This window comes from Streptococcus sp. oral taxon 064, from assembly GCF_001683375.1.
In the GTDB taxonomy this organism is placed as follows: domain Bacteria; phylum Bacillota; class Bacilli; order Lactobacillales; family Streptococcaceae; genus Streptococcus; species Streptococcus oralis_S.
The window spans coordinates 1,899,735-1,920,954 of record NZ_CP016207.1 but is presented as its reverse complement, the minus strand read 5'-3'; the positions used below and the strand labels follow the sequence as shown (position 1 = coordinate 1,920,954).

At 41.0% G+C, this 21,220-nt stretch carries 18 protein-coding genes; 17 read left to right on the top strand and 1 reads right to left on the bottom strand.

What is annotated here, in order from left to right; translation table 11 throughout:
* Nucleotides 1-16 precede the first annotated feature (16 nt).
* The 13 genes from aroB to AXF18_RS09410 all read left to right on the top strand — a co-directional run bounded on the left by aroB (nucleotide 17) and on the right by AXF18_RS09410 (nucleotide 15,269).
* A complete protein-coding gene (gene aroB / locus AXF18_RS09470; RefSeq protein ID WP_065371893.1) occupies nucleotides 17-1,084 on the top strand; it encodes a 3-dehydroquinate synthase in 1,068 nt (355 codons plus the stop codon).
* Between the two features lie 9 nt (nucleotides 1,085-1,093).
* On the top strand, nucleotides 1,094-2,260 hold the full coding sequence (gene aroC, locus AXF18_RS09465; RefSeq protein ID WP_065371892.1) for a chorismate synthase: 1,167 nt from the start codon (nucleotides 1,094-1,096) through the stop codon (nucleotides 2,258-2,260).
* Nucleotides 2,261-2,269: 9 nt separating this feature from the next.
* Nucleotides 2,270-3,373, top strand: a complete 1,104-nt coding sequence (locus AXF18_RS09460) for a prephenate dehydrogenase (protein ID WP_065371891.1) — start codon at nucleotides 2,270-2,272, stop codon at nucleotides 3,371-3,373.
* A gap of 10 nt (nucleotides 3,374-3,383) precedes the next feature.
* The gene (locus AXF18_RS09455) at nucleotides 3,384-3,722 is read left to right on the top strand and encodes a YlbF/YmcA family competence regulator (protein WP_065371890.1); all 339 of its coding nucleotides are present in this window, start codon (nucleotides 3,384-3,386) and stop codon (nucleotides 3,720-3,722) included.
* A gap of 90 nt (nucleotides 3,723-3,812) precedes the next feature.
* Nucleotides 3,813-5,096 (top strand): 3-phosphoshikimate 1-carboxyvinyltransferase, encoded by a 1,284-nt coding sequence (aroA, locus tag AXF18_RS09450; RefSeq protein ID WP_049550381.1) that lies wholly within the window; start codon nucleotides 3,813-3,815, stop codon nucleotides 5,094-5,096.
* Nucleotides 5,089-5,565, top strand: a complete 477-nt coding sequence (locus tag AXF18_RS09445) for a shikimate kinase (protein WP_065371889.1) — start codon at nucleotides 5,089-5,091, stop codon at nucleotides 5,563-5,565. Before aroA ends, AXF18_RS09445 begins: the two co-directional genes overlap by 8 nt.
* The gene (gene pheA / locus AXF18_RS09440) at nucleotides 5,562-6,410 is read left to right on the top strand and encodes a prephenate dehydratase (protein WP_065371888.1); all 849 of its coding nucleotides are present in this window, start codon (nucleotides 5,562-5,564) and stop codon (nucleotides 6,408-6,410) included. The genes AXF18_RS09445 and pheA overlap by 4 nt, the downstream gene beginning before the upstream one ends.
* Nucleotides 6,407-7,702, top strand: a complete 1,296-nt coding sequence (locus tag AXF18_RS09435; protein ID WP_065371887.1) for an LCP family protein — start codon at nucleotides 6,407-6,409, stop codon at nucleotides 7,700-7,702. The genes pheA and AXF18_RS09435 overlap by 4 nt, the downstream gene beginning before the upstream one ends.
* A gap of 143 nt (nucleotides 7,703-7,845) precedes the next feature.
* On the top strand, nucleotides 7,846-8,682 hold the full coding sequence (locus tag AXF18_RS09430) for a phosphorylcholine transferase LicD (RefSeq protein ID WP_065371886.1): 837 nt from the start codon (nucleotides 7,846-7,848) through the stop codon (nucleotides 8,680-8,682).
* The gene (locus AXF18_RS09425; protein WP_065371885.1) at nucleotides 8,679-9,647 is read left to right on the top strand and encodes a glycosyltransferase family 2 protein; all 969 of its coding nucleotides are present in this window, start codon (nucleotides 8,679-8,681) and stop codon (nucleotides 9,645-9,647) included. Before AXF18_RS09430 ends, AXF18_RS09425 begins: the two co-directional genes overlap by 4 nt.
* 21 nt (nucleotides 9,648-9,668) lie before the next feature.
* Complete coding sequence (locus AXF18_RS09420) at nucleotides 9,669-11,828, top strand: LicD family protein (RefSeq protein WP_065371884.1); 2,160 nt, start codon at nucleotides 9,669-9,671, stop codon at nucleotides 11,826-11,828.
* A gap of 57 nt (nucleotides 11,829-11,885) precedes the next feature.
* A complete protein-coding gene (locus AXF18_RS09415; RefSeq protein WP_000004176.1) occupies nucleotides 11,886-12,698 on the top strand; it encodes a phosphorylcholine transferase LicD in 813 nt (270 codons plus the stop codon).
* Between the two features lie 42 nt (nucleotides 12,699-12,740).
* Complete coding sequence (locus tag AXF18_RS09410) at nucleotides 12,741-15,269, top strand: MBL fold metallo-hydrolase (protein ID WP_065371883.1); 2,529 nt, start codon at nucleotides 12,741-12,743, stop codon at nucleotides 15,267-15,269.
* A gap of 46 nt (nucleotides 15,270-15,315) precedes the next feature.
* Here AXF18_RS09410 and AXF18_RS09405 read toward each other — a convergent pair whose 3' ends face one another.
* On the bottom strand, nucleotides 15,316-16,794 hold the full coding sequence (locus AXF18_RS09405) for an oligosaccharide flippase family protein (RefSeq protein WP_049500338.1): 1,479 nt from the start codon (nucleotides 16,792-16,794) through the stop codon (nucleotides 15,316-15,318).
* A 122-nt stretch (nucleotides 16,795-16,916) separates the two neighbouring features.
* On the opposite strand from AXF18_RS09405, the gene mecA reads away from it, so the two are divergent.
* The 4 genes from mecA (at nucleotide 16,917) to msrB (ending at nucleotide 21,161) form a co-directional block, all read left to right on the top strand.
* A complete protein-coding gene (mecA, locus tag AXF18_RS09400; protein ID WP_049500336.1) occupies nucleotides 16,917-17,657 on the top strand; it encodes an adaptor protein MecA in 741 nt (246 codons plus the stop codon).
* A gap of 147 nt (nucleotides 17,658-17,804) precedes the next feature.
* Nucleotides 17,805-19,091, top strand: a complete 1,287-nt coding sequence (locus tag AXF18_RS09395; protein ID WP_049500334.1) for a homoserine dehydrogenase — start codon at nucleotides 17,805-17,807, stop codon at nucleotides 19,089-19,091.
* A gap of 1 nt (nucleotide 19,092) precedes the next feature.
* Entirely contained in the window at nucleotides 19,093-19,962 is an 870-nt protein-coding gene (gene thrB, locus AXF18_RS09390) for a homoserine kinase (RefSeq protein ID WP_049500332.1), read from the top strand.
* 260 nt (nucleotides 19,963-20,222) lie between these two features.
* The gene (msrB, locus tag AXF18_RS09380) at nucleotides 20,223-21,161 is read left to right on the top strand and encodes a peptide-methionine (R)-S-oxide reductase MsrB (RefSeq protein ID WP_065371882.1); all 939 of its coding nucleotides are present in this window, start codon (nucleotides 20,223-20,225) and stop codon (nucleotides 21,159-21,161) included.
* Nucleotides 21,162-21,220: the final 59 nt, after the last annotated feature.

The following is a 21,220-nucleotide window of genomic DNA, read 5'->3' as shown; positions in this document are numbered from 1 at the left end:
AAAAGGAGATCCTACTATGAAAATCAGAATCGATATTCCGCATCATCCTTATGATATTCAGATTGAAAAAGGTTGTCTGGCTCAGGCTGGTCAATGGTTGCGAGAACTCTGGCAACCACAAAAAGTGGTTATCGTAACCGACAACCATGTAGCTTCTCTCTATGCAGAGAAGGTTAAACTCAGCCTAGAAGATGCTGGTTTTCAGGTAACTGTTTTTGACTTTTTAGAAGGCGAAGAACGAAAGAATTTAACAACTGTTCAGAAGGTCTATGAATTTCTAGTCAAGCAAGGTCTGACTCGTAGCGATGGGATCGTGGCTCTTGGTGGTGGTGTCGTTGGGGATCTGGCTGGTTTCGTAGCCTCTACCTATATGCGAGGCATTCACTTTGTTCAGATTCCGACTAGTTTGACAGCCCAGGTTGATTCTTCTATCGGTGGTAAGACAGGTGTCAATACTCCATTTGCTAAAAATATGGTGGGTACCTTTACCCAACCAGATGGGGTTCTGATTGACCCGCTTGTCCTTAAAACTCTTGGGAAAAGAGAGTTGATTGAAGGGATGGGAGAGGTTATCAAGTATGGCTTGATTGAGGATCCAGAACTTTGGGCTCTCTTGACGGAGCTGGATGGTTCTGTAGAGAGCATTCTGGAGCATGCAGAGACTTTGATTGAACATTCTTGTCAGGTGAAGCGCAAGATGGTGGTTGAGGATGAGTTGGATAACGGTGTTCGGCTTTACCTCAACTTTGGACACACTATTGGCCATGCTATTGAAGCGACTGCTGGTTATGGCAGGGTCATGCATGGTGAGGCTGTGGCTATGGGTATGGTGCAGATTTCTAAGGTTGCTGAGGGAAAAGGCCTCATGCCAGCTGGTATTACCCAATCTATCACAGAGATGTGCCAGAAATTTGGTTTGCCTGTTGACTATGAGAACTGGGATGTTGACAAGCTTTATCAGACTTTGACTCATGACAAGAAAGCACGTGGCAACACCTTGAAATTGGTCTTGGTACCAGAGCTTGGTTCAGCGACCATTCACCCAGTTTCTCTGGAAGAGATGAAAGACTACTTGGTAAAATAAGGAGAACGTATGAGATATTTAACTGCAGGAGAATCACACGGCCCCCGACTGACGGCTATTATTGAAGGAATTCCAGCTGGACTTCCTTTGACAGCTGAGGATATCAATGAGGATCTGAAACGCCGTCAGGGTGGCTACGGTCGTGGTGGTCGTATGAAGATTGAGAGTGACCAGGTTGTTTTTACATCGGGCGTTCGCCACGGGAAAACGACAGGGGCTCCGATTACCATGGATGTTATCAATAAGGACCACCAGAAATGGCTGGATATCATGTCTGCGGAGGACATTGAAGACCGCCTGAAAAGCAAGCGGAAAATCACTCATCCTCGCCCAGGACATGCCGATTTGGTTGGGGGCATCAAGTACCGTTTTGATGACTTGCGAAATTCCTTGGAGCGATCATCTGCCCGTGAAACCACCATGCGAGTTGCAGTTGGGGCAGTAGCTAAACGTCTCTTAGCTGAGCTAGATATGGAGATTGCTAACCATGTCGTGGTCTTTGGTGGTAAGGAAATCGATGTACCTGAAAATCTAACAGTCGCTGAGATTAAGGAACGAGCTGCCCAGTCTGAAGTTTCTATTGTCAACCAAGAGCGGGAACAGGAAATCAAGGACTATATTGACCAAATTAAGCGTGACGGTGATACCATCGGTGGAGTTGTGGAGACAGTTGTCGGAGGCGTTCCAGTTGGTCTTGGTTCCTATGTCCAATGGGACAGAAAATTGGATGCACGATTGGCTCAGGCAGTTGTCTCTATCAATGCCTTTAAAGGGGTGGAATTTGGTCTTGGATTTGAAGCTGGTTACCGCAAAGGAAGCCAAGTTATGGATGAAATTCTCTGGTCTAAAGAAGACGGCTATACTCGTCGTACCAATAATCTGGGTGGTTTTGAAGGTGGTATGACCAATGGTCAGCCCATCGTTGTCCGTGGTGTTATGAAACCTATTCCCACTCTTTACAAACCACTTATGAGTGTGGATATCGAAACCCACGAACCTTACAAGGCAACCGTGGAGAGAAGTGATCCGACCGCCCTCCCAGCTGCAGGTGTGGTCATGGAAGCTGTTTTAGCAACGGTTCTGGCACAAGAAATTCTTGAAAAATTCTCATCAGATAATCTTGAAGAATTAAAAGAGGCAGTTGCCAAGCACCGAGACTATACAAAGAACTATTAAGGAGTCCTTATGGCAAAAACCATCTATATCGCGGGTCTCGGTTTGATTGGTGCTTCGATGGCGCTCGGTATCAAGCGTGATCATCCGGATTATGAAATTTTGGGTTATAATCGCAGTCAGGCTTCGAGAGACATTGCCTTGAAAAAAGGCATGATTGACCGTGCGACGGATGATTTTGCCAGTTTCGCTCCCCTAGCAGACGTCATCATCTTGACCTTACCAATCAAACAGACCATTGCTTTTATTAAGGAGTTGGCAGATTTAGACTTGAAAGAAGGCATCATTATCTCGGATGCAGGCTCAACTAAGTCAGCCATCGTGGATGCGGCGGAGGAATATTTAGCTGGCAATCCTGTTCGCTTTGTCGGGGCCCATCCCATGGCTGGTAGCCACAAGACAGGGGCTGCCTCTGCGGATGTTAATCTCTTTGAAAATGCCTACTATATCTTCACACCTTCGAGCCTGACAAGTCCTGACACACTTGAGGAAATGAAGGATCTGCTTTCAGGCCTTCATGCTCGTTTTATCGAGATTGATGCCAAGGAGCATGATCGAGTGACTTCTCAGATTAGCCATTTTCCGCATATCTTAGCATCAGGCTTGATGGAACAAACTGCTAGTTATGCTGAAGAACATGAACTGGCGAGACGCTTTGCTGCGGGTGGTTTTCGAGATATGACTCGCATTGCGGAAAGCGAGCCAGGTATGTGGACTTCTATTCTATTGTCCAATCGTGAGACTATTCTAGATCGAATTGCGGATTTCAAGGAGCGCCTAGATGAGGTTGGACAAGCCATTAGCAAGGGAGATGAAGAGCAAATCTGGAACTTTTTCAACCAAGCGCGTGAGAAACGTCAGGCCATGGAAATCCATAAACGTGGTGGTGTGGATAGTTCTTACGACCTCTATGTCGACGTTCCCGATGAAGAAGATGTCATCTTGCGGATTTTGGAATTGCTACGTGGAACTTCCTTGGTCAACATCCACATCAACGAAGAAAACCGTGAAGATGTTCACGGGATTCTACAAATTTCATTTAAAAATGCTCAAGATTTGGAACGAGCTGAGCGCTTAATTACAGAAAATACGGACTACACAGTCGTCATCAAATAAGGAGAAAATCATGTCAAATATTTACGATAGTGCAAATCAACTCAGTCGCGGGTTACGCGAATTACCAGAATACAAGGCAGTTAAGGCAGCCAAAGATGCCATCCAAGCTGATGAACAAGCTAGCAAGATTTTTGCAGACTATCTCGCTTTCCAACAAGAAATCCAAGTCATGGCGCAAACAGGACAAATGCCAGATGCTTCTTTCAAAGAAAAGATGCAGTCTTTCAGCAAGCAAATCCAAGAGAACGCTCTTTTGTCAGATTTCTTTGCCAAACAGCAACAATTATCTATTTACCTTTCAGACATTGAAAAAATTGTCTTTGAACCTGTTTCAGAATTATTGAAATAGTATTTTATCTGTATAAAAGCCAGAAATTTCAGGAATTTCTGGCTTTTTTGTGATAAAATAAGAAAAAGTATTGCAAGTATGAGGTCAACTATGAAACTAAAAACAAACATTCGCCACTTACATGGCAGTATCCGGGTTCCAGGTGACAAGTCTATTAGCCATCGTTCGATTATTTTTGGAAGTTTGGCTGAGGGCGAGACTAAGGTTTATGATATTTTGCGTGGAGAGGATGTACTTTCAACCATGCAGGTTTTTCGTGACCTTGGTGTTGAAATTGAGGATACAGACGGTGTGATTACCATTCAAGGTGTGGGCATGGATGGCTTAAAAGCTCCGCAAAACGCCTTGGATATGGGAAATTCTGGCACCTCAATTCGCCTGATCTCAGGTGTTCTTGCTGGTGCAGACTTCGAAGTAGAGATGTTTGGAGATGATAGTCTTTCTAAACGTCCTATGGACCGTGTGACGATTCCATTGAAAAAAATGGGCGTTAGCATTTCGGGGCAAACAGAGCGAGACCTCCCCCCTCTTCGCCTAAAAGGGACGAAAAATTTAAAACCGATTCACTATGAGTTGCCAATCGCCTCTGCGCAAGTCAAGTCTGCCTTGATATTTGCAGCCTTGCAGGCTCAGTGGGAGTCCGTTATTATCGAGAAAGAATGTACTCGTAACCACACCGAAGATATGTTGCAACAATTTGGTGGCCATTTAAGTGTGGATGGCAAGAAAATCACAGTTCAAGGACCACAAAAACTGATCGGACAAAAGGTAGTTGTTCCAGGAGATATTTCCAGTGCAGCCTTTTGGTTGGTCGCAGGTTTGATTGTTCCAAACTCTCGTGTGGTGCTGCAGAATGTAGGCATCAATGAGACGCGTACTGGTATTATTGATGTCATTCGCGCCATGGGTGGAAAATTGGAAATAACTGGAATCGATCCAGTCGCTAAATCTGCAACCTTAACTGTTGAGTCTTCAGACTTGAAAGGAACAGAGATTGGTGGTGCCTTGATTCCACGTTTGATTGATGAATTGCCTATTATTGCCCTTCTAGCGACTCAAGCCCAAGGTGTAACAGTTATCAAGGATGCTGAGGAACTCAAGGTCAAGGAAACAGATCGCATCCAGGTGGTGGCAGACGCCCTAAATAGCATGGGAGCAGATATTACTCCTACAGCAGATGGAATGATTATCAAAGGGAAATCAGCCCTTCACGGTGCTAGAGTCAATACTTTTGGTGACCACCGTATCGGCATGATGACAGCCATCGCAGCCCTCTTGGTTGCGGATGGAGAAGTGGAGCTTGACCGTGCTGAAGCCATCAATACCAGCTATCCTAGCTTCTTTGATGATTTGGAGACTTTGATTCATGGCTAAGGTATTACTCGGATTTATGGGGGCAGGCAAATCGACAATCGCTAGAGGATTGGACCCAGTCTACATCGATATGGATGCCTTAATCGAGGAACGTTTGGGCATGTCCATTGCGAATTTTTTCACTGAAAAGGGAGAAGATGCCTTTCGTCAAGTAGAGTCAGAAGTCCTAGCTGACTTACTAAAAACGGACCGAGTTGTGTCAACTGGCGGAGGAGTTGTCATTTCTCAGAGAAATCGTGACTTGCTCAAAACCAATCCTGATAACATCTACCTAAAAGCAGATTTTGAAACCCTCTACCAACGTATCGCAGCTGATAAGGACAATCAGCGCCCGCTGTTTCTAAATAATAGTAAGGAAGAACTAGCAGCTATTTTCCATGAAAGACAAGCTTGGTATGAGGAAGTAGCCAGTCGGGTTTTGGATGTGACCAAGTTAAGCCCAGAGGAAATTATAGAGGAACTGAGATGAAAATTGCCTATCTAGGTCCCAAGGGATCTTTTTCGCATCATGTTGTGCAGACAGCCTTTCCCAAAGAGGAATTGCATGCCTTTGCCAATATCACAGATGTTATCAAGGCCTATGAACAGGGCTTGGTGGACTATTCTGTGGTACCAGTTGAAAACTCCATTGAAGGTAGTGTCCATGAAAGTTTGGATTACCTTTTTCACCAGGCTCGCATCCAAGCAGTGGCAGAAATCGTTCAATCCATTCACCAGCAGCTGATGGCAGTTCCAGGTCAGTCAAAAATTGAGAAAATTTTTTCTCATCCTCAGGCTCTGGCTCAGGGAAAAAAATTCATCGATGAACACTATCCAGAGGCTCAAATCGAGGTGACTGCTAGTACAGCCTATGCGGCCCGCTTTATTTCGGAACATCCAGATCAGCCTTATGCAGCTATTGCTCCTAAAAGTTCAGCTGAAGAATATGGCTTGGAATTAATTGCCGAGGATATTCAGGAAATGGAAGCCAATTTCACACGTTTTTGGGTGTTAGGGGCAGAGATACCGAAGATTCCTTTGAACTCGCAAGCTGAAAAAATGAGTTTGGCCTTGACCTTACCAGACAACTTACCTGGTGCTCTTTACAAGGCACTTTCGACCTTTGCTTGGAGAGGGATTGACTTAACAAAGATTGAAAGTCGCCCCCTTAAAACAGCCTTGGGAGAATACTTTTTCATTATCGATGTAGACTATAGTGACAAAGAACTGGTTCATTTTGCCAGACAAGAACTAGAAGCCATTGGAATCCAGCACAAGATACTGGGAACCTACCCGATTTTTACCATAACTGATATAGAAAAGGAGAGTCAATGAGCAAAGAAAATCCTTTAAGTCATCACGAGCAGTTACGTTATGACTATCTCTTCAAAAATATCCATTACCTCAACGACCGTGAACGGAGGGAGTTTGATTATCTGCAACAGAAAATGGCAGGTCCCAAGTCTGAAGTTCACCATTTCCACCAAGAAGAAAAAGAAGAAACTTGGGGTAGAGATATTGATCTTCCGACTTATGGCAGTAGAAGCCGGTCTAAGAAACGTGAAAAGGGAGCTCCTCAACCTAAAGTCAAAAAGAAAAAGAGAAGAATTCGCTTTAAACGAATACTGACTTGGTTCTTGCTGTTGATTACATGCGTGCTTGCAGGGATGATTTTTATGTTTCTTCGAGGATTCCAGTCAGCAGCCAATCCAACAAATAAGCCAGCTGACGCCAAGGCGGCTCAAGTAGAGGTCTTTAACGGTCAGGATACCAAAGATGGTGTGAATATTTTAGTCATGGGGACAGATGGCCGTATCGGTCAAAATAGTGCGGAGACCCGTACCGACACAATCATGGTACTAAATGTCAGTGGATCGGATAAGAAGATCAAGCTAGTCAGCTTTATGCGTGACAACTTAGTTTATATCGATGGGTACAGTAAGATTGTAAATGGCCAGAAACAGACGGATAACAAACTCAATGTTGCTTATGAACTTGGGGAACAAGAAGGGCAAAAAGGTGCTGAAATGGTCCGCAAGGTTCTAAAAGACAACTTTGATTTGGATATTAAGTACTATGCCCTGGTCGACTTCCAGGCTTTTGCAACAGCCATTGATACCCTCTTCCCTGACGGAGTAACGATTGATGCTCAATTCTCAACATTGAATGGTCAACCTTTGACAGAAGCCACAGTTGGAGATGACCTTCATGCAACAGAGACAGAGTCCCCAACTCAAACTATCAAAGTTGGAAAACAGCAGATGAATGGGTCCACCTTGCTGAACTATGCTCGCTTCCGTGATGATGATGAGGGAGACTATGGCCGAACCAAACGTCAGCAACAAGTCATGTCAGCAGTTCTTGAGCAAATCAAAGATCCAACCAAGCTCTTTACGGGATCAGAGGCACTTGGAAAAGTCTTTGGCATGACATCAACAAATCTACCATATAGCTTCTTGTTGACCAATGGCTTATCTGTCCTAGAAGGTGCTCAAAATGGCATTGAAAGACTCACCATCCCAGAACTTGGTGACTGGGTGGACGCTTATGATATCTATGGTGGACAAGGACTTCTAGTTGATCAAAATAAATACCAGACCAAACTCGCCCAAATGGGAATGAGATAGAATACGATAAAAAAATCAAAGTTTGAATCACCAGTGAAAAAGTGGTTTAGGCTTTGATTTTTCTTAGTATCTGATGGATTTTTAGGACTTTTTTATGGTATAATAAAACGATATAACTCGTTATTGGACAGAAGAGGAGAGACATGAGTGATTTGAAAGCGATTCAGGCTCGTAGTCTGGAAATGGCTGAATATTTCGTCGCATTTTGTAAAGAACATGATTTGTTGTGCTATCTCTGTGGTGGAGGAGCCATTGGTGCCCTACGTAACAAAGGTTTCATTCCTTGGGATGATGATCTAGACTTTTTCATGCCACGTAAGGACTATGAAAAATTAGCAGAACTGTGGCCTCGTTATGCAGATGAGCGTTATTTCTTGTCAAAGAGTAACAAAGATTTTGTAGACCGTAACCTTTTTATTACCATTCGTGATAAGGAAACCACTTGTATCAAGCCTTATCAGAAGGATTTGGATTTGCCACACGGTTTGGCCTTGGATGTTTTACCTTTGGATTATTATCCTAAAAATCCAGCTGAGCGTAAGAAACAAGTTCGTTGGGCCCTGATTTATTCACTCTTTTGTGCGCAAACTATCCCAGAAAAGCATGGTACAGTCATGAAATGGGGAAGTCGTATCTTACTCGGCATGACTCCAAAATCTCTACGTTATCGCATTTGGAAAAAAGCTGAAAAAGAAATGACCAAGTATGGTCTGGCTGAGAGCGATGGAATTACGGAATTATGCTCAGGTCCTGGCTACATGCGAAACAAATACCCAATCGCAACCTTTGAAGACAATCTTTTCTTGCCATTTGAAGGAACTGAGATGCCCATCCCAGTCGGCTATGATGCCTATCTCAGCACTGCTTTTGGGGACTATATGACACCGCCGCCAGCGGACAAGCAAGTACCGCATCATGATGCTATTATAGCAGACATGGACAAGAGCTACACAGAGTACAAGGGAGAATATGGAGCATGATGGGAGAAAAAATAAGCGTTATCGTTCCAGTCTACAATGTAGAAGCCTATCTGGAGCGATGTGTGGAGTCGATTCTTCAACAGACTTATACCCATTTTGAGTTAATCCTAATTAATGATGGTTCTACTGATTCCAGTGGACAGATCTGTGATCACTTAGCATCTCAGTATGAGAATATCAAGGTTTATCATATCGAGAATGCTGGAGTTTCAAATGCTAGAAATATGGGAATTCAGCTAGCGACGGGTTCTTGGGTTACCTTTATTGATAGCGATGATTTCGTTACCCAAGATTACCTAGCTACTTTATTAAGTGCAGTTGAAGGGTTGAATGTAGGCTTTGTAATTGCTCCTCTACACCATATCAAAAATGGCATTGTAATAGACCTACCTCCACATTCTGGAAAAACAGAACTCTGGTCAACAGAAGAAACCATGAAGGAACTACTGATGACTACCAGAACATCATTTTTTCCAGTCGCAAAACTGTTTAAGAGAGACCTGCTTGCGGATGAAAAGTTTAATACCAATTATCACCTAGCTGAAGATGCTCTATTTTTAACTGAATTGCTACTAAAGACAAGATGCAGTTGCGTATTTATTGACAAACCTGTTTATTATTATGATCACCGTGAGGGAAGTGCAACAACATCTGTTAATCGACATGTATTTGACACGATAGAAGTTTATCAGCAAATAATTGCTCAAGTTTCACAAGCCTTCCCTAATTTAAAATACGAATTAATAAATAGAGAATGTTGGTCGTACATCACAGTTTACGATAAAATTATCTTTACTTCACGTGAAGAGTATCAAAAGGAGAAAGCCGAGCTGAGAACTTGGATTGTTCAGCACCGACGCGAAATATGGAAGGATGCTTATTTCACTACTTTTCGCAAGGTAGCGATCCTATCACTTGTCATTTCTCCATGGCTATATAAGAAAATTGTTGGATTGAAAAACTAATATCATGAGAAGGAGTTGAAAATGAATTTTTCAAAAATGGATGAATACTTTGAAAAATCAAAACTATGGATTGCGTATCTATTTGTTTTCATTTCTATTTTAAGTATGAGTTCACTGGTTTATAAGATAGCAAATCCCCTCTACAAGGGATTATCAGCAATTGTAGTGCTTTATATTTGCTATACCTTATTGTTTAAGTGGAAAGAAATCACGGTAGATCGCAAATTTCTATCCTTATTTGGACTCTTAGCTGGAAGTCATCTGCTATCAGCTATTTTCAATCGCTCTGGACATCTGATTGGAAATGTGATTGAAATCCTCTTCATGGTAACCTATGTTTTATTATTTACCATGTTACAATCAGGGCAACTTAAAAAATTATTTGACTGGATTGCCTATACGGTTCAAATTGTATCTTTTTCTTCAGCAATTTTTGCGTTTGGTTTATTGGTAAGTAGAGTCCTTATCCTATTTAAGATTGGTGAACAATCTTATTACTATGGTGTCATGAATGGACGTCTGTGGGGGATTGTCAATCCAAATGCTAGTGCGATATTTTCATACATTAGCATTATTTTGGCTATGTATTTGATCCATAAAGGAAGTAAATATTCTGTTTATCTTAAACTGAATAATGTGATTCAATTCGTTTACTTTGCTACGATGCAAAGTCGAGGAGCCTTACTTTCTTTACTTCTCATGATTGGACTCTATAGTTTCTTTGCTACTAGAGGGAGTATCGTTAAACGATTCCTCACTTTTATAGTTGCTGGTTTGCTGATTGCTGCAACTAATATTGGATTAAGCTATGTAACTTCAATCTATATCTCATCTGAAACTGCGACTGTCTTAGATTTAAACAATGGACAATCCTATGCTGAGACAGATTCATCTGTTACTAAGAAAAACGGTGAGCTCCATCTGATCGAAACAACACCAAGTGGTAGAACCTATATCTGGAAAAATGCCATCAAGATGGGAAGTGCCAAACCAATTTTTGGTTATGGTGTACGAAATGTTCCAGATTACTACACAGAATATTTCAGTAAATTTGAGATTCAAAACTCCCTTATTGGTGGGAATTTCCATAACATTTTTGTGACCATATTTGTCAGTTCGGGAGTTCTAGGTTTGGTATCCTTCCTTTTTGTACTGGCTTATGTCATCAAGCGCTTTTTAACGTATTTGATTGTTTCCAAGAAAAATACTGATAAATTGATCATGATCCTATTCTTTGGTATCTTGTTTGGTCAATTATTTGAAAGTCAGATTATGTATTCAACCAACTTTATTAATATCATCTTCTGGCTAGCGATTGGCTATGGACTCGTAGTCTGCAAACGGGATGAAGGAGTTCGGTACCAAGAAGTAACAGATATCAATGAAATTCAACAGATGGAACTTGGAATCATGGAGTATATTCATGAAGTTTGTCAGAAAATTGGTGTCAAGTATTTCTTAGCATATGGAAGTCTAATTGGTGCTGTTCGCCATCAAGGATTTATCCCTTGGGATGATGACATGGATATCTGCATGTTACGAGAAGATTATGAAAAATTGCAAGACTACCTTATCGCTAACCCTGATGAACGTTACGAGGTCATGTCTTATAAAAACAATCTCAACTATGTCTATCCCTTCATGAAAGTGCAGGATAACCATACCTACTTGCTAGAAGAAGATGTTCGCATCGATTCGAATATGGGAATCTATGTAGATATTTTCCCTGTAGATGGCTACGAGGATGACGTAGAATTTAAAAACAAGATGACGAAACTGATAAAGAAACGTCAATTGAGTTGCTACACCTTTAAAGGCATTACCAATACGAAAAGTGTACTGAATTCACTGCTACGTTATGTGTCAGTTATTATTTTCTATTTTACCAATACGAACAAATACGTTGCCCAGATTGAAGAGCTTGCAAAATCCCGTAAAGTCTCAGATTATGAGCAGGTGGATTATCTTATCTACAAGGATATGAACAAACCAGTGTGGAGACGTGAATGGCTGGAACAAGTTACTACTGGAACATTTGAAGGTAAGGAATTTACCATTCCGAAAAATTATCATGAAATTTTGACCTCAGACTACGGAGACTATATGCAATTGCCACCGGTTGAACAAAGAGTATCTCATCATGATTTTAAATTATGGAAGATTGTTAAAAGGTCTAAATGACGGGATTGGGATTAAGAAACGTTTAAAAATATAGTCAAATTTAGGAGAATAGAACCTATGTCTGAAAGAACTTTAACTCTTGAAGAAATAAAGCAAGTAGAATTGGATATTTTAAAGTATCTACATGATCTTTGTGAACAACATCAAATCAAATACTTTATTGATTTTGGAACCTTACTAGGGGCTGTACGCCATAAAGGATTTATCCCTTGGGATGATGATACAGATATTTCCTTGGCGCGTGATGAATTTGAAAAACTGTATAAGGTTTTACAAAATGAAAATCATCCCTACTACAAATTGATTTCATTCAGAGAAACAAAGGGATATCCATACAGTTATATGAGAGTCTATGATGTAAGGACTCGTCGAGATGCTAACCTCGTAGACCCAACGGTCGTATTGGGAACTTGCGTTGACATTTTTCCTTATGATGGTGTCGTAACACAGGAAAGTGACCGTAAGAAAATGAAGCTCTACAAATATTTCATTCGCCTTTCTTCTTTGAATTTTAAAGGGATCAAGTCTGAGAATGGTGGACTAAAAAACCTCCCTCGTTATATGGGATCAGCTATTTTCCGCTTAACTTCCCCACAACTATGGAATCAAAAATTAGAGAGCCTTGCTTTGAAGTATAGTGTAGATCAAGCAACAGATCTTACTTGTACTATCTATGACCCTTATTATCCAAATGGTATAAAAAAAGAATGGCTCTATGATTTGATTGATATGCCTTATGAAGACATTGTGGTCAAGGTTCCGAGAAAATACCATGAAATACTTGTCTACGAATTTGGAGAAAACTATATGACTCCACCGCCTATTGAGCAACAAGTCCCAGGAGGGGATAAAAATTATTGGATTGATTAGATTAAAAAAGTTGCTTATTGTTAAGATAAAGGAGTTTTCAAGGTGAAAAATAAATGGTTATTAAAATCAGTCAGCTATAGTGTTCTCGCATTCTTTCTATTACTGATTCAGTTATCGCAAGGAGTAGATGCAGATACCATCTCTGCAGGTTCGGGCAATCGTATCCATTTCATAAATACTAAAGCAAAATCTGGGAGTGATGCCATCCTTCTGGAAAGCAATGGTCACTATGCTTTGATTGATATGGGTGAAGACTATGACTTCCCTGATGGGAGTGACCCACGCTATCCAAGCCGCTGGGGAATTTCCATGAGAAATTATCAAGTATTGGAGGATCGATTGATTCGCCACTTGGATCAAATAGGTGTAAAAAAATTAGATTTTATTATAGGAACTCATGTTCATAGTGACCATATTGGTGGAGCAGACGAAATACTCAATCGATATCAGGTCGGTAAGTTTTATTTGAAAAAATATTCAGATGATCGGATCACAGCAAACTGGGGACTATGGGATAATCTTTTCAATTATGATAATGCTTTGAGAGCAGCTCAAAAACGAGGAGTTACTCTTATCCAGAATATTTCAGATGAGGATAGTCATCTAAAATTAGGTGATATGGATATCCAACTCTACAACTATAAGAATGAATATGATGCTGAAGGGAATCTGAAAAAAGTTCGAGATGATAACTCCAACTCCATTGTTTCAGTAGTGACTGTGGCAGGAAAGAGAATCTATCTTGGTGGAGATTTGGATAATGCCGAGGGAGCAGAAGATAAGTTAGGTCCAGTTATCGGCAAGGTTGATATGATGAAATGGAACCATCATTATGATGCGACAATTTCAAATACGATTAATTTCCTTGAAAACTTATCACCAAAAATGATTATTCAGACAACTGGTGGAGATATTAATGTTGCTTCAACCAGAGAATACCTTCAGAAGAAAAATATTCAGGTTCTGCATGCCGCTAGCCAAACTCAAGACGCTACCGTTTTTGATATTAGCGATAAAGGATTTGCAAATGTTTCAAATACCTTCCCTGATATCCCTGTAGTTGACGAAAAATGGTATCAAGAAGATGGTTATTGGAAATATCGTTTGACTGACGGAGAAATGGCTATCGGCTGGAGAGAGATTGGTGGAGCCACTTACTTCTTTAATGGAAAAGGACAAATGCAAGCAGGTCGCTGGCTTCACCTTAACGACGACTGGGGAGAAAATGCCAAAGGGAATGATTACTATCTGAACCAAAATGGTAAAATGCAAACTGGTGGTTGGTTCAAACTAGATGACTCTTGGTATTATATCCAATCAAATGGTGCTAGACGATTTAGCGAGCTCTCTGAAATCGGAGGGAAAAAGTATCTCTTTGCAGCAGATGGGAAGATGCTAACAGGACATCAAGTCTATAATGGCAAGAAGATGTTCTTTAGCGAAAGTGGTGCACTCCAAACAGCAGGTAAGCCTTCAACTTGGCAAAAGATTGATTCAAATTGGTATTTCTATGATGAGGATGGGCTAAAGACCATCGGTAAAAAGAATATCAATGGAAGCACATACTACTTTAATCAAGAAGGTATCATGCAAACTGGCTGGGCCTTTGTTGATGGTCACTGGAACTATTTTGCAAGTTCTGGAGCTATGAAAACTGGCTGGGTCAAGGATCAGGAAACATGGTATTATCTGGATAAAGATGGCATCATGTTAACTGGCAGACAAGATATAAATGGTGTTCGTTACTATTTGAATGCTAGTGGTGCCATGCAGACTGGCTGGAAGTGGCAAGACAATAGCTGGTACTTCTATACGAACTCAGGTGCTATGAAAACGGGTTGGTTGAAAGATAAAGAATCATGGTATTATTTGGATCCAGAAACAGGTATTATGGCTGTAGGATCTAAAGAGATTGACGGTAAGAACTATTTCTTCAGCTCTGCAGGTACTATGCAAGTTGGATGGCAGTGGTCAAATGATTCTTGGCATTACTACGCTACGTCGGGCGCACTCCAAACTGGTTGGTTGAAAGATGGTGATGCCTGGTATTATCTTGAAGGTAAGGAAGGCGTTATGTTAGTCGGCCTCCATCAAGTAGATGGTAAGCAATATTACTTTAGCAAATCTGGTGCCATGCAAACAGGCTGGAAATGGTTTGATAATCATTATCGTTACTTTGAATCAAATGGAGCCATGAAAACTGGTTGGATAAAAGACAAAGGCGTCTGGTATTATCTAAATCCTGAAGATGGCATCATGTTGGTTGGCCTTCATAAAGTAAATGGTGATCATTATTACTTTGATGAATCAGGAGCTATGCAAACGGGTTGGAAACAGCTTGATGGTAATTGGTACTATTTCCAAGCTGATGGTTCTTTGTTGAAGAACGCAACAACACCTGATGGTTACAAAGTAAACGAAGAAGGAATCTGGAAACAGGCTGTTGCTGCTGTAAATAGCGATGCAGTCAAGCCAGAACAGAAACAAGAAGCTAATTCCTCTATTGTTGAACAACCTAAACAAGATTCAAATCTAGAAGCCAACGCTTCTGAAAAGAAAGAAAAAGAATAAAGAAGAAATCCCCTACTGACAACTAATTTATCAGTAGGGGATTTTTTTAATTTCGTTTTAATTTAGCAAGTACAAGGTTCAGTGCATAGTGGAGTGTTTTGTCTTTGGTAATAAAGAGGGTCAAGAGGTAATAGATACCACAAGTTGCTACGGTAGACAGAACCATGAGAATCATATTGAAGTTTACTGTGTAGGAATTGATTTGGAAAATCATCTTGAAAATATAGAAGATTGGGATAAAACCAAGGGATATAATGCTATAACGTGTTAAGGTTATAAAAATTTCTTTTAAACTAATCAGTTGGTGTTTCTTGATAAAATGAATTTCAAGTAAAACAACGATAGTTTCTGCGATAATGGTCGTAGCGATGTAATACTCAGGTGCAAAAATATTATTGAAATACAAGATGCTATTTAATAGTATATTAGCCCCACCACCAAGGAAGTAGAAGGCAGTTAAGCGATTTTCATGGTCGTTGATAAAGATAATCTGTTTACCAAGAATCAACTCTATAGCCCAAATGATGGTACGAAAAGCGAAGACGCTAGTTACGATACCCGCTTCAAGATATTTTTCAGAAGAATAAATAACAGTTGCGTACCGTCCCAATATCATGATCCCGATACTAGTTGGAACCATAAGGAAATAGAATAAGGATGCCGCTTGATTCACGAGATAATTATAGGACTTGTAATCCTTTTTACCGAGATAGTAGCCAAGGCGTGGAATACTGACGTTGATAGCTCCACTCAAGACACTGGCAATCAGCATGACGATACTATAGGCAATTGTATAGTAGGAAATATAGTTCTCATCCGGTCCCTTGGTGATAAACATTCTATCTAGCAAGGTATAAAGCATATTAGCATTTGCTAAGAGAAGCATAGTGAAGAGCGGTTTAGAAGCTTTGACTAATTCGACGAAACCAATCTTAACAAAAGAAACTTCTCTCTTAATCCAAAGAAAACTGAGCAGGTAGTTGAGGATAGTGGTCGCTGTCATAACGATAGCATAAGGAACAATATCATCTGCCGTTTTAACAAAGGCGAAGATAGCGACCAGCATGGTAATTCGAATAATTAACGTTTTGTAGAGGATGAAGGCATAGTTTTCATAAGCCTCGTTCATCCATTCGATATTGAGAAATTGGAAGAGTGCTTGAGCCCCTAGGATGTAGTAGAGAACTTTCAGATTCTCAATGCTGGTGTCAAAGAAGATAATGAGGAAGTAGATACCTGTCGTCAGGAGAGAGGTAAAAACCGAGATATAAAACAACTTAGAAAAGACGTAGTTGATTTTATTCTTGTCATCCTTGACCTTACTAATAGCTCGAATCCCGTAGTTGTATATTCCAAAGGCAGCTAGTGGAATAACAAAACTTGCCCAGGTATTGGCTGTATTGAAATAACCGTAATTGGATTTGCTGAGAATCCGCGTCAGATAAGGATTGGTTATCAGTGGAAAAACGATATTGAGAATATTGACCAGCAAGCTGGCCAAGGCATTTACTTTTATATTTTTCATTGAACATTCTTTCTTAAATCTAAAATCATATCTAGTATTATATCACATTCTCGCTTCATTCTTTTGATAAAATCGTAAAAATCTAGTATAATAGATAGACTGAAAGTATGAGGTTACTAGATATGAAGATGAAACAAATTAGTGATACAACACTGAAAATCACGATGACTTTAGATGATTTGATGGATCGGGGAATGGAAATCGCAGACTTTCTCGTCCCTCAGGAAAAAACCGAAGAGTTTTTCTATGCTATTTTAGATGAGTTAGAGATGCCAGACAATTTCTTGGATAGTGGTATGCTGAGTTTTCGTGTGACACCAAAACCAGATAAGGTGGACGTCTTTGTGACCAAGTCTAAGATTGACCAAAATCTAGATTTTGAAGATTTGGCGGACCTACCTGACATGGAAGAATTGGCCCAAATGTCACCAGATGAATTTCTCAAGACACTAGAAAAGAGTATCGCAGAGAAAACCAAGGATGATATAGAGGCTATCCAATCTCTAGAGCAAGTCGAAGCAAAGGAAGAAGAGCTGGAGCAAGCGAACAAGGAGACTGAGAGCAAGAAGGAACCTTATATCTACTATATCTTGCGTTTCGCAAATCTTGCTGACCTAGTTGCTTTTGCAAAGACAGTTAACTACCAGATGGAAACATCTGAACTCTATAAGATGAATGACCACTATTATTTGACAATCTTAGTTGATGTGGAAAACCATCCTAGTCCATATCCAGCCTGGCTCTTGGCTCGTATGCGTGAGTTTGCAGACGACAGTGACATCAGTCGTTCAGTCTTGCAAGAGTATGGGCAAATATTGATTAACCATGACGCAGTTCTCGGTCTGCAAAAGATTCGTTCATAATTTTTAAAATCAGTTTTCATTTATCAAGAAAGACGAATCATGGGATTCGTTTTTTCTTTACTAGACTGAAATAGTGATTTACTATAATAGGAATTTTCACAAAATTCTGTTATAATGGCTATATCAGAAAATTTCTAGGAGACAAACATGACAGTTAAAATTGCTTTACTTGGATTTGGTACCGTTGCAAGTGGTGTGCCATTCCTCCTAAAGGAAAATGGAGAAAAAATCGTTCAGTCAGCTCATTCAGAGATTGAAGTGGCCAAGGTATTGGTCAAGGATGAAGATGAAAAGAACCGCTTGCTTGCAGCAGGAAATGACTTTAACTTTGTAACCAATGTAGACGATATTTTATCAGACAAGGACATTACAATCGTAGTGGAATTGATGGGGCGTATCGAACCAGCTAAAACCTTTATCACTCGTGCCTTGGAAGCTGGGAAACACGTTGTTACTGCTAATAAGGACCTTTTGGCTGTCCATGGAGCAGAATTGCTAGAAATCGCTAAAGAGCATAACGTAGCACTTTACTATGAAGCAGCAGTAGCTGGTGGGATTCCAATTCTTCGTACTTTGGCAAATTCGTTGGCTTCTGACAAAATTACGCGCGTTCTTGGCGTTGTTAATGGAACTTCCAACTTCATGATGACCAAGATGGTGGAAGAAGGCTGGTCTTACGATGATGCTCTGGCTGAAGCTCAAAGACTTGGATTTGCAGAAAGCGACCCTACAAATGACGTGGATGGGATTGACGCAGCCTACAAGATGGTGATTTTGAGCCAGTTTGCTTTTGGTATGAAGGTTGCCTTTGACGATGTAGCCCACAAGGGAATCCGCAATATCACACCAGAAGACGTAGCTGTAGCCCAAGATCTTGGCTACGTAGTGAAATTGGTTGGTTCTATCGAGGAAACTCCTTCAGGTATTGCTGCAGAAGTGACTCCAACCTTCCTTCCTAAAGCACATCCACTTGCCAGTGTGAATGGGGTAATGAACGCAGTCTTTGTAGAATCTATCGGTATTGGTGAATCGATGTACTACGGACCAGGTGCGGGTCAAAAACCAACTGCAACAAGTGTTGTAGCAGACATTGTCCGTATCGTTCGTCGCTTGAATGATGGTACTATTGGTAAAGACTTCAACGAATATAGCCGTGAATTGGTCTTGGCTAATCCAGAAGATGTCAAAGCTAATTACTACTTCTCAATCTTGGCTCCAGACTCAAAAGGTCAGGTCTTGAAATTGGCTGAGATTTTCAACGCTCAAGATATTTCCTTCAAGCAAATCCTCCAAGATGGCAAAGAGGGTGACAAGGCGCGTGTAGTGATTATCACTCATAAGATTAATAAAGCGCAGCTTGAGAATGTTTCAGCTGAGTTGGCCAAAGCTTCAGAATTTGACCTCTTGAATACCTTCAAGGTGTTAGGAGAATAGGATGAAGATTATTGTACCTGCAACCAGTGCCAATATCGGGCCAGGTTTTGATTCGGTTGGTGTAGCTGTAACCAAGTATCTTCAAATTGAGGTTTGTGAAGAACGGGATGAGTGGTTGATTGAACACCAGATTGGTAAATGGATTCCACATGACGAGCGTAATCTCTTGCTCAAGATTGCCTTGCAAATTGCGCCTGACTTGCAACCGAGACGTTTGAAAATGACCAGCGATGTTCCCTTGGCGCGTGGCTTGGGTTCTTCAAGCTCGGTTATTGTTGCTGGAATTGAACTGGCTAACCAACTGGGCAATCTCAACTTATCTAACCACGACAAATTGCAGCTGGCTACCAAGATTGAAGGACATCCTGACAATGTGGCTCCAGCTATCTATGGAAATCTTGTTGTTGCGAGTTCTGTTGAAGGGCAGGTTTCGGCGATTGTGGCAGATTTCCCAGAGTGTGATTTTTTAGCTTATATTCCCAACTATGAATTGCGCACTCGCGACAGTCGTGGTGTCCTTCCTAAGAAATTGTCCTACAAGGAAGCTGTTGCAGCTAGTTCAATTGCCAATGTTGCTGTTGCAGCCTTGTTAGCAGGAGATATGGTGACAGCTGGACAAGCAATCGAGGGGGATCTCTTCCACGAGCGCTATCGTCAAAGTCTGGTCCGTGAATTTGCGACGATTAAGCAAGTAGCTAAAGAGAATGGAGCCTATGCGACCTATCTCTCTGGTGCCGGACCGACAGTTATGGTTCTGGCTTCTCATGACAAGATGCCCAAGATTAAAGCTGAATTGCAAAAGCAACCTTTCAAAGGCAAACTACATGACTTGAAAGTTGATACCAAAGGTGTCCGTGTCGAAACAAAGTAAAGAAATAGAAGATAGGATGGGGAAACTCTTGATTAGAGGGCTTCCTATCCTTTTTTTGAAAAGAAGTTTATACTCAATGAAAATCAAAGAGCAAACTAGGAAGCTGGCCGCAGGTTGCTCAAAACATGGTTTTGAGGTTGTGGATAGAACTGACGAAGTTAGCTCAAAATACTGTTTTGAGGTTGCAGATGTAAGCTGACGTGGTTTGAAGAGATTTTCGAAGAGTATTAGTTAAAAACCTTGATAAAGGAGAAATAAAGATGGCAGAAATTTATCTAGCAGGTGGCTGTTTTTGGGGTCTAGAGGAGTATTTTTCACGTATTTCTGGAGTGCTAGCAACCAGTGTCGGCTACGCTAATGGCCAAGTCGAAACGACCAATTACCAGTTGCTCAAGGAAACAGACCATGCAGAGACTGTTCAAGTGATTTATGATGAGAAAGCGGTGTCACTTAGAGAGATTTTGCTTTATTATTTCCGTGTCATTGATCCCTTGTCTATTAACCAACAAGGGAATGACCGTGGTCGCCAATATCGAACTGGGATCTATTACCAAGATGAAGCAGACTTGCCGGCTATCTACACAGTGGTGCAGGAGCAAGAACGCATGCTGGGTCGAAAGATTGCAGTAGAGGTGGAGAAACTTCGTCACTACATTCTGGCTGAAGACTACCATCAAGACTATCTCAAGAAAAATCCTTCTGGTTACTGTCATATCGATGTGACCGATGCTGAGAAGCCATTGATTGATGCCTCTAACTATGAAAAGCCTAGTCAAGAGGTGCTGAAGGAAAGCCTAACTGAAGAATCCTACCGAGTAACTCAAGAAGCTGCTACAGAAGCGCCGTTTAGTAATGCTTATGACCAAACTTTTGAAGAAGGGATTTATGTAGACATCACGACGGGTGAGCCACTCTTTTTCGCTAAGGATAAGTTTACCTCAGGTTGTGGTTGGCCAAGTTTTAGCCGTCCGATTTCTAAGGAATTGATTCACTATTACAAGGATTTGAGCCATGGAATGGAGCGAATCGAGGTTCGTTCTCGGTCAGGAAATGCTCACTTGGGTCATGTTTTCACAGATGGACCTCAGGAGTTAGGTGGCCTCCGTTACTGTATTAATTCTGCTTCCTTACGCTTTGTAGCCAAGGATGAGATGGAAAAAGCAGGATATGGCTATCTATTACCTTACTTAAACAAATAAAACCGAGAGGGTGGGGCTTCCCACTTTCTTCATTTCCAGAATAAGAATAGAAGGGATTT

Bases quoted from the DNA above. Each gene is read 5' to 3' on its own strand.
- AXF18_RS09430 (WP_065371886.1), top strand. From the start codon at position 7,846: ATGAGTGATTTGAAAGCGATTCAGGCTCGTAGTCTGGAAATGGCTGAA.
- msrB (WP_065371882.1), top strand. From the start codon at position 20,223: ATGGCAGAAATTTATCTAGCAGGTGGCTGTTTTTGGGGTCTAGAGGAG.
- AXF18_RS09455 (WP_065371890.1), top strand. From the start codon at position 3,384: ATGTCAAATATTTACGATAGTGCAAATCAACTCAGTCGCGGGTTACGC.
- aroB (WP_065371893.1), top strand. From the start codon at position 17: ATGAAAATCAGAATCGATATTCCGCATCATCCTTATGATATTCAGATT.
- AXF18_RS09405 (WP_049500338.1), bottom strand. From the start codon at position 16,794: ATGAAAAATATAAAAGTAAATGCCTTGGCCAGCTTGCTGGTCAATATT.
- AXF18_RS09415 (WP_000004176.1), top strand. From the start codon at position 11,886: ATGTCTGAAAGAACTTTAACTCTTGAAGAAATAAAGCAAGTAGAATTG.
- AXF18_RS09445 (WP_065371889.1), top strand. From the start codon at position 5,089: ATGGCTAAGGTATTACTCGGATTTATGGGGGCAGGCAAATCGACAATC.
- mecA (WP_049500336.1), top strand. From the start codon at position 16,917: ATGAAGATGAAACAAATTAGTGATACAACACTGAAAATCACGATGACT.
- aroC (WP_065371892.1), top strand. From the start codon at position 1,094: ATGAGATATTTAACTGCAGGAGAATCACACGGCCCCCGACTGACGGCT.
- pheA (WP_065371888.1), top strand. From the start codon at position 5,562: ATGAAAATTGCCTATCTAGGTCCCAAGGGATCTTTTTCGCATCATGTT.
- AXF18_RS09460 (WP_065371891.1), top strand. From the start codon at position 2,270: ATGGCAAAAACCATCTATATCGCGGGTCTCGGTTTGATTGGTGCTTCG.
- AXF18_RS09395 (WP_049500334.1), top strand. From the start codon at position 17,805: ATGACAGTTAAAATTGCTTTACTTGGATTTGGTACCGTTGCAAGTGGT.
- thrB (WP_049500332.1), top strand. From the start codon at position 19,093: ATGAAGATTATTGTACCTGCAACCAGTGCCAATATCGGGCCAGGTTTT.
- AXF18_RS09435 (WP_065371887.1), top strand. From the start codon at position 6,407: ATGAGCAAAGAAAATCCTTTAAGTCATCACGAGCAGTTACGTTATGAC.
- aroA (WP_049550381.1), top strand. From the start codon at position 3,813: ATGAAACTAAAAACAAACATTCGCCACTTACATGGCAGTATCCGGGTT.
- AXF18_RS09425 (WP_065371885.1), top strand. From the start codon at position 8,679: ATGATGGGAGAAAAAATAAGCGTTATCGTTCCAGTCTACAATGTAGAA.
- AXF18_RS09420 (WP_065371884.1), top strand. From the start codon at position 9,669: ATGAATTTTTCAAAAATGGATGAATACTTTGAAAAATCAAAACTATGG.